Genomic DNA, 6,134 nt, shown 5'->3' with positions numbered 1-6,134 from the left:
TCTCACCACAGCTTGTCAAAACATGAAAAAAATAGCCCTCCATCTGACCAACAAAGGTCTGGTGGAGGGCTATTTTTTGAAACTCTATTATTTTGCAGATAGGAACAAAATGTTAGTTTTATTCTAATCAATGTTATTCATATAAAAGTGTAAAACGAAAGAGCACCTGTGCCAGGGGGCTCTCTATTCTAAAAAAGAAAGTTTAATCTTATGAACATGAAATAAGTTGCTCAAGCTTATTTCATACTCTTATTATATGTACTTTTCCTCAAATGGTTAATACTTACTATAATATAGTAAGATGCATATTTAATCCCTACCATGCACATCCTATTAACTGAGCAGTCAACCCTCGCTAATCACGTTGGTTTTATTATCTCAAGGGAAACATTCACCTAATTTATTCTTTAATCATATACTCTCCTTAACAAATACGAATAAAGTAGGTGACGTTTATACCTTCTGTCGTGGGAAATCTTTTGGTTCAAAATAGTAATGGTTCCTTTAACTTAGGTGATTTTTATAATGTTTCTCCAAAAAAGAATGCAAAAAATTATAATGGCTCAGGTTCTGCTAATGTTGGTTTTATCATTAACACATGTAATGGTATTAGCGCTACTAACACCTTCGACGCTGATGTTGCAGACCAAAACCAAATGAAAACAGCCTAAAACCGATTGTAGCGCTCTTCTCACTTGAAAACGAGCATTTAGGTTTGAAAGCTATTTTTTCAGCGAATAAAATCTTTTTTCCAGAATTCATTATATTTTGTGGATAGCATATAGTTTTATTGGACCGTCAGCCTCAACTGACGGGTTCTCCTTTTTGTACAGCTCAAAAACATTCAATTTGTTGGTGATTAATTAAATAATCCTCTCGATTTTACTTTAAGTACGACATCCTATCCCAATATAAAATGCTTAACATCTTTTGTACCATCAAAAATTCCATTGCAATTATCTCAGAGATTTTCGATGTTCTATTCTACCTTTTCATGAAATATTTACAAAGACCGCAGAAAGTAGAAATAAAAATTTATATAATACATTAACATCCTTCTTCAAGATAAAAAGAGAGACACTTATCCCTCTTTCAAAAATATTTTTATATTAACAACCTACATCCCACCCTTGAATATCAAACCCAAAATGGCCATAACTATTGTACTAATAACGATTCTCAAAATCCATGTGGTATTTAAGCTGATTTTTTCTAATTGCTTATTGATTGTAGAAATATCTTTTTCATTTATCGTTGTACGAGTCTCAAGATTACGAATATCTCGCATAATTTCTTTTTGTTCTGCTTTTATACTGTCGATTTTGATATATAAGTCTTCCATAAATTCACACCCCTTTTGAAATCTTAATAAGGTAATTTCTATATACTATGAGACAACCCTTTTCTTAGTGAATTCATCATTTGCTACTTAATTTTCTGCTGCTAGTGTCCATGTAGTAGCTTTATTTTCTATTTCAATTTAAAAATCAGAAAAATTTTTCTAGGCATACAATTATCTAATTTCATATAGACTTTAAATAATTATCACTAATTTTAGTTATCTGAATACTTCCTAAGTAAGTTTCCCAGAGAAAAATGTAATTTCGTATGCAATAAGAGGATGAGAATCAATCTCTTGCATATGCAGAGTTCCAAACGATGTTGCAGTACTTCAACTTTCCAATCAAAAGAAACTCAAGTTCCTTTATTTAAAATCAAGCTAGAATCTCTATCTGGGAAATTGTAAATATTCCCCGTTTGTTTTGCTATATTCTTACGACCTACAATAGCCATGATGGACATTCTAAGAGTAACATTACGCCTATCTATTTTTATATTATTAATCTGCATTTTCACACTCATTAATTTTCTGCTGATTTTCCCAGCTGGATCTTTAATTTTAATTTTTGTTTTCTGCATATCTCGTATTTTGGGTACCTTCTACAGTTTGCTCGACTATATTTAATTTATTTCAAAGTTTTTTATAGCATTGAAAAATAATTATTTTAATATTAGGTGTGTTAGGTTATAAATCGAGTGAAAGGGAATACCTTTTGCCTTTTCCACCCAATGCGCGTTGTTTGATGGTTTTAATGCATCAAATTAATAAAAAGCATCTGTATAATCTGCACAAGTTAAAATAAGCTAACCTTCTTGACACTCCCACGGCTAAAACTGCAAGTCCTACACCTTACTCTGTAATGGATGGGATTATTGAATAAATAACCGTTCGCAGTTCATTTCTGTTTTGACAGCCTTCAGATAAGGGTGTGCCATCCCCCCTTCTAAGACAGACCCTATTAGGTTCTTAGGCCGGTTGACTATTACCATCAACCACAGTTGCGTAGCGGATGTTCATCGTCTCAACGATATCACGATGCTTCTCAAATCCAAATTTACACTTATATTTTCTATCTTGTGCTTTGTTCCTTTTAGAACACTTCCGACATGTTTGACTTGTATTAGAAGGATTCACATATTCTGTCTTGATACCAATTAACTTCGCCTTGTACTCGATGAATCACGTATAGACGAAAAAATGAGATTTTGTTCTTTTTTACAGCTTGTTCGTTAGTTGCTCTAATCGAATGATATAGCTATTATTATTCGTTGCAAAATTAACAATCTTAAAACTCACTTCGTGATCTTGGTCTTAACCTCTCTTTTTTCTTTATCATCAAGCTGCCGAAGGGCATTCAATTTCTTAGCTTCTCCTAACTTCTTACGAATACTACGAAACTTACGTTTCATATATTTGTTTTGTTTACCGTTTCCGAAGAAACGAACCTTATTATCGTTTATGATAGCTACCGTAGGAACTTTGAGGCCTAAGTCTACTCCTAAAATCTTTGTTCACATTTTTTCCTTTGTAGGGACTATGACAGCTATTTGAGCGATTCATTTAGAAGGTTTCTTTTTGATACGAAGTATAACTAACTTGTGTTTCAACAATTCAAAATTGTGATTATATTTATCGATTAATAAAACAAGAATCTTTAACCAAGTTGATCTTCCATTTACCATAAAAGACTTTGAAATGTGCGTGAAGTCAAATAAATAATTCAGGTTATTTATTAGGACTCCGTATCCAACTTTACTTTCACCCCATGCCTAAAGGCGATGGGGTATCTCGTTTGGGAAGGGCTGTAATTCATTCTTTCCTTTTTTGTGTTTCTTGAAGCTTTATTTGATAAATTACCCATGATTTGTGCGTATTATCTATCGATAAGACTTCGTGTATCCTTAATTTTACGATAATCACACAATCTATATTTATTTTTTGATAGATTCAACAACTATTAACTTAGTTTCTAAGAAAAGATTTGAACTAAATCTCGTATCTTTTATTCGTACTGTATGGTCTTTACGAACCGCTTTGTAGGATAAACCAAATACTTCCCCAGTTTTTACAGTATCTACTGCATATAAAATTGAACTATTCATTCATTTCGCTACGGTTAACTGTTGAAGATGCTGTCATATTTTAATGTTTTACTTACATATGGAGAACGCTTTTCTAAAACTTTGAATGTCTTAATTAAAAACAAAGAAAAAAATAACCAAACCAGTATAAAGCGCACCATTCGAAGGCACAAATAAAATATATTATAGTTAAGAAAGGCTTTTTTCGAAAAAAACAAACACTCGGCTACCTTATATTAGGGGTTTTAAAACATTTGACTTAAATGTTTTATTCTACGATTGTCTATCCAAATTAATCGATTTCATATTTGCATCAATGGTGTAGAAAAAATAGTCTATAAATCAAGATTTAGATAAATAATCAAGTCAATATGCTATAAATGTAAATTTAGAAAACTGAATAGTTACGGAAAATATTCAATAAACGACTATATATAGATAAGAATCATTAGGAAGGATGTATAGAATGGCTAATTTAATTACAAATGGTTCGTTTTCCCCCATGGCTCGCGGATCATGCATTTGTCACCAATCAATTTGCTCATACAGGTTCTTTTTCTGCAGAATTAGAGGTAGGGGATCATCCATATATACTACAAACTTTTGGAGTAAATGTAGGGAAAGCATTGAATGTTTCTTTATTTTTAGCAAAAGTTGGAGCTGGATTTATTGATGATGTTCTCATACAAGTTGTATTTTATGATGTGAATTTTACGTTTTTATCAGTAGGGTTAGCAGTAACGGTACTAGGTAGCAGTATTCCAACTGCTTCACTGTCATGGGAGAATGTACAAGCAAACATTACCATGGCACTAATTGGCATGGCTCAAGCTATGTTATTGATTGCTTCACAAAAGCAACACAATACAAGAGATTTGCTTGTAGATGATGTATCTGTTAATATTGCAGGTCAAACGGGTTCGACAGGTCCTACAGGGACCCGTAGGAAATAGAACCATTATATCATTCGCTTCCGGGGGACCCATTATTGTTACCACTATCGCGGGTGGGCTTGTGGGAACAACTAGTTTGGTTGGGTTTGGGAGTTCTGCAACAGGTGCTATACCTGTTGGTGGAACAATAGATTTAACAGGAACAGCTTTAGGACCTATTTTAGATTTTTCATTTACAATGCCAGATGATGGGATTATTACAGCAATTTCAGATACTTTAGTAATACTCAGGCATTAACTTTAGTAGGATCTACGGTGACCATAACAGCTCAATTGTATTCATCCACTACTCCAGGCAATATTTTCACTCCAATTCCGGGAGCATTAGTAAATGTAGCACTTGCGTTAACAGGGGCAGTAGCCTTAGGAGCAATATCTAATGGAATAACAACAGGAGTGAGTATACCAGTAACAGAAGAAACAAGACTGTTATTAGTTTTTTCTACAACAGCTGCAGGTCTCTCACTTATTAACATAATAACGGGCTATGCAATTGGCGGCGTACGGATTAGTTAGTATATGGATTTAGTTATATATTGTTCAATAAAATTTCAAAGTTCCTTATGATAAGTTTCAAATGAAGTTTTAAAGTATATGCATATAGGAGAGCTACCAAATTAAAGAATCCACCTTCTTCAATTGAAGGTGGATTCTTTATGGAAATTCTGTAGATGTATTAATAATATATGCTGTTTACGTATGCTTTATACTAAAATAAATTACTCGGCAGATCCTATTTATTTTAGTATTAATTAGCAAAACTCACCCTTATACCTTCATAAATACAGCAAATAATGTCATTATTTATTTTTCATTCCAAATTTGCTAAATTAAATTTCCATATTCACAATCCTACCATATAACAGTTGTAGGATGAATCAGTGCATTGCGTTTTTTATAATTTCAAATATATTTCGATAACTTAAAGAAGTGTGACACTAACAGCCACTAAAATAATACCTTGTTTAAATTAGTTTTCTTTAAAACATCTTATTTTAGGATTCTCTCCCTGCTGTATTTCTAAAATTTTCCAATCAAACTACAAATACTTAAACTAGATTTCATATATAACACGGTTCACCTTACGCGTTCTAACAGAAGCAACTTGTTGAACAGAAGTAATATGTTGTGGGTTAATCAAAACTTCTTCCAAACGTATCAAACCGTGTCTAAAACTTCCATCTGGTGCAAGTACCTTCTCCAAAACGTGCTCTAATCTTATTTTTAACATATATGTTTTTCCATTTACAAGGCTAATATGAGTTACAAATATTTTTTCCATTTAGATATCCCCTTTTATAATTTTTACTTTAATAAAACGATACCTGTATCTGTGTAATATCCAATTTTTAAGCAAAACAATTTAACCATCCGAATATTGAATCGATTAGGACATTCCCAACTATTTCTGTGACTAAATTTCTTAGAAGCTAATTGATACTGACGCTAAAATCTTTAGCGTGATGTATGACTAAAATAACAATTCTAATCATCTATCTAATTACATTTTTTGCTATATTCATGCGAGGAATCCCATGAGAGACGAGTATAAAAAATAATTACTAATATATATTATTTGTTTTAGAATATAAGACCGAAAATGCAATGACACATAGAGAATTATTCAATGTTTCATAGGCCTATTTTTCATTTAAGATTCTAAGAATGAGGTGGTACAGTAAAACTGGAACACAGTATAGAGATAAATTATTCTATATAAGAGGTGTTTCAGATGAAAAAACAGTATGATGAAACGTT

General features: G+C 32.2%; 8 protein-coding genes and 1 pseudogene. 4 read left to right on the top strand and 5 right to left on the bottom strand.

What is annotated here, in order from left to right; all coding sequences use genetic code 11:
- Positions 1-455 precede the first annotated feature (455 nt).
- On the top strand, positions 456-671 hold the full coding sequence (locus F3I02_RS17110) for a spore germination protein (protein ID WP_196478227.1): 216 nt from the start codon (positions 456-458) through the stop codon (positions 669-671).
- A 446-nt stretch (positions 672-1,117) separates the two neighbouring features.
- Here the strand turns inward: F3I02_RS17110 and F3I02_RS17105 are convergent, their stop codons facing one another.
- The 4 genes and pseudogenes from F3I02_RS17105 to F3I02_RS17090 all read right to left on the bottom strand — a co-directional run bounded on the left by F3I02_RS17105 (position 1,118) and on the right by F3I02_RS17090 (position 3,444).
- Positions 1,118-1,342 carry a hemolysin XhlA family protein gene (locus F3I02_RS17105; RefSeq protein ID WP_196478226.1) on the bottom strand — a complete coding sequence of 75 codons (225 nt, stop codon included), beginning with the start codon at positions 1,340-1,342 and terminating at the stop codon, positions 1,118-1,120.
- A 353-nt stretch (positions 1,343-1,695) separates the two neighbouring features.
- On the bottom strand, positions 1,696-1,920 hold the full coding sequence (locus F3I02_RS17100; RefSeq protein WP_196478225.1) for a hypothetical protein: 225 nt from the start codon (positions 1,918-1,920) through the stop codon (positions 1,696-1,698).
- 388 nt (positions 1,921-2,308) lie between these two features.
- Positions 2,309-3,072: pseudogene (locus F3I02_RS17095) on the bottom strand (RNA-guided endonuclease TnpB family protein); the annotation flags it as partial.
- Between the two features lie 201 nt (positions 3,073-3,273).
- Positions 3,274-3,444, bottom strand: coding sequence for a hypothetical protein (locus F3I02_RS17090; RefSeq protein WP_196478224.1), 171 nt, complete (start codon positions 3,442-3,444; stop codon positions 3,274-3,276).
- Positions 3,445-3,908: 464 nt separating this feature from the next.
- On the opposite strand from F3I02_RS17090, the gene F3I02_RS17085 reads away from it, so the two are divergent.
- From F3I02_RS17085 to F3I02_RS34675, 3 genes are all read left to right on the top strand, one after another.
- Positions 3,909-4,376, top strand: a complete 468-nt coding sequence (locus tag F3I02_RS17085; RefSeq protein ID WP_196478223.1) for an NTTRR-F1 domain — start codon at positions 3,909-3,911, stop codon at positions 4,374-4,376.
- A 61-nt stretch (positions 4,377-4,437) separates the two neighbouring features.
- Entirely contained in the window at positions 4,438-4,614 is a 177-nt protein-coding gene (locus F3I02_RS34680; protein ID WP_308018570.1) for a hypothetical protein, read from the top strand.
- Positions 4,615-4,631: 17 nt separating this feature from the next.
- Positions 4,632-4,892 (top strand): hypothetical protein, encoded by a 261-nt coding sequence (locus tag F3I02_RS34675; RefSeq protein WP_308018569.1) that lies wholly within the window; start codon positions 4,632-4,634, stop codon positions 4,890-4,892.
- 538 nt (positions 4,893-5,430) lie between these two features.
- On the opposite strand, the gene F3I02_RS17075 is transcribed toward F3I02_RS34675, so the two are convergent.
- A complete protein-coding gene (locus F3I02_RS17075; protein WP_196478222.1) occupies positions 5,431-5,658 on the bottom strand; it encodes a hypothetical protein in 228 nt (75 codons plus the stop codon).
- Positions 5,659-6,134 lie beyond the last annotated feature (476 nt).

This window comes from Bacillus sp. SRB3LM, assembly GCF_015712745.1.
Classification (GTDB): domain Bacteria; phylum Bacillota; class Bacilli; order Bacillales; family Bacillaceae_G; genus Bacillus_A; species Bacillus_A thuringiensis_K.
Note: the sequence above shows the minus strand (reverse complement) of the source record. Positions and strands in the feature narration are given on the sequence as shown.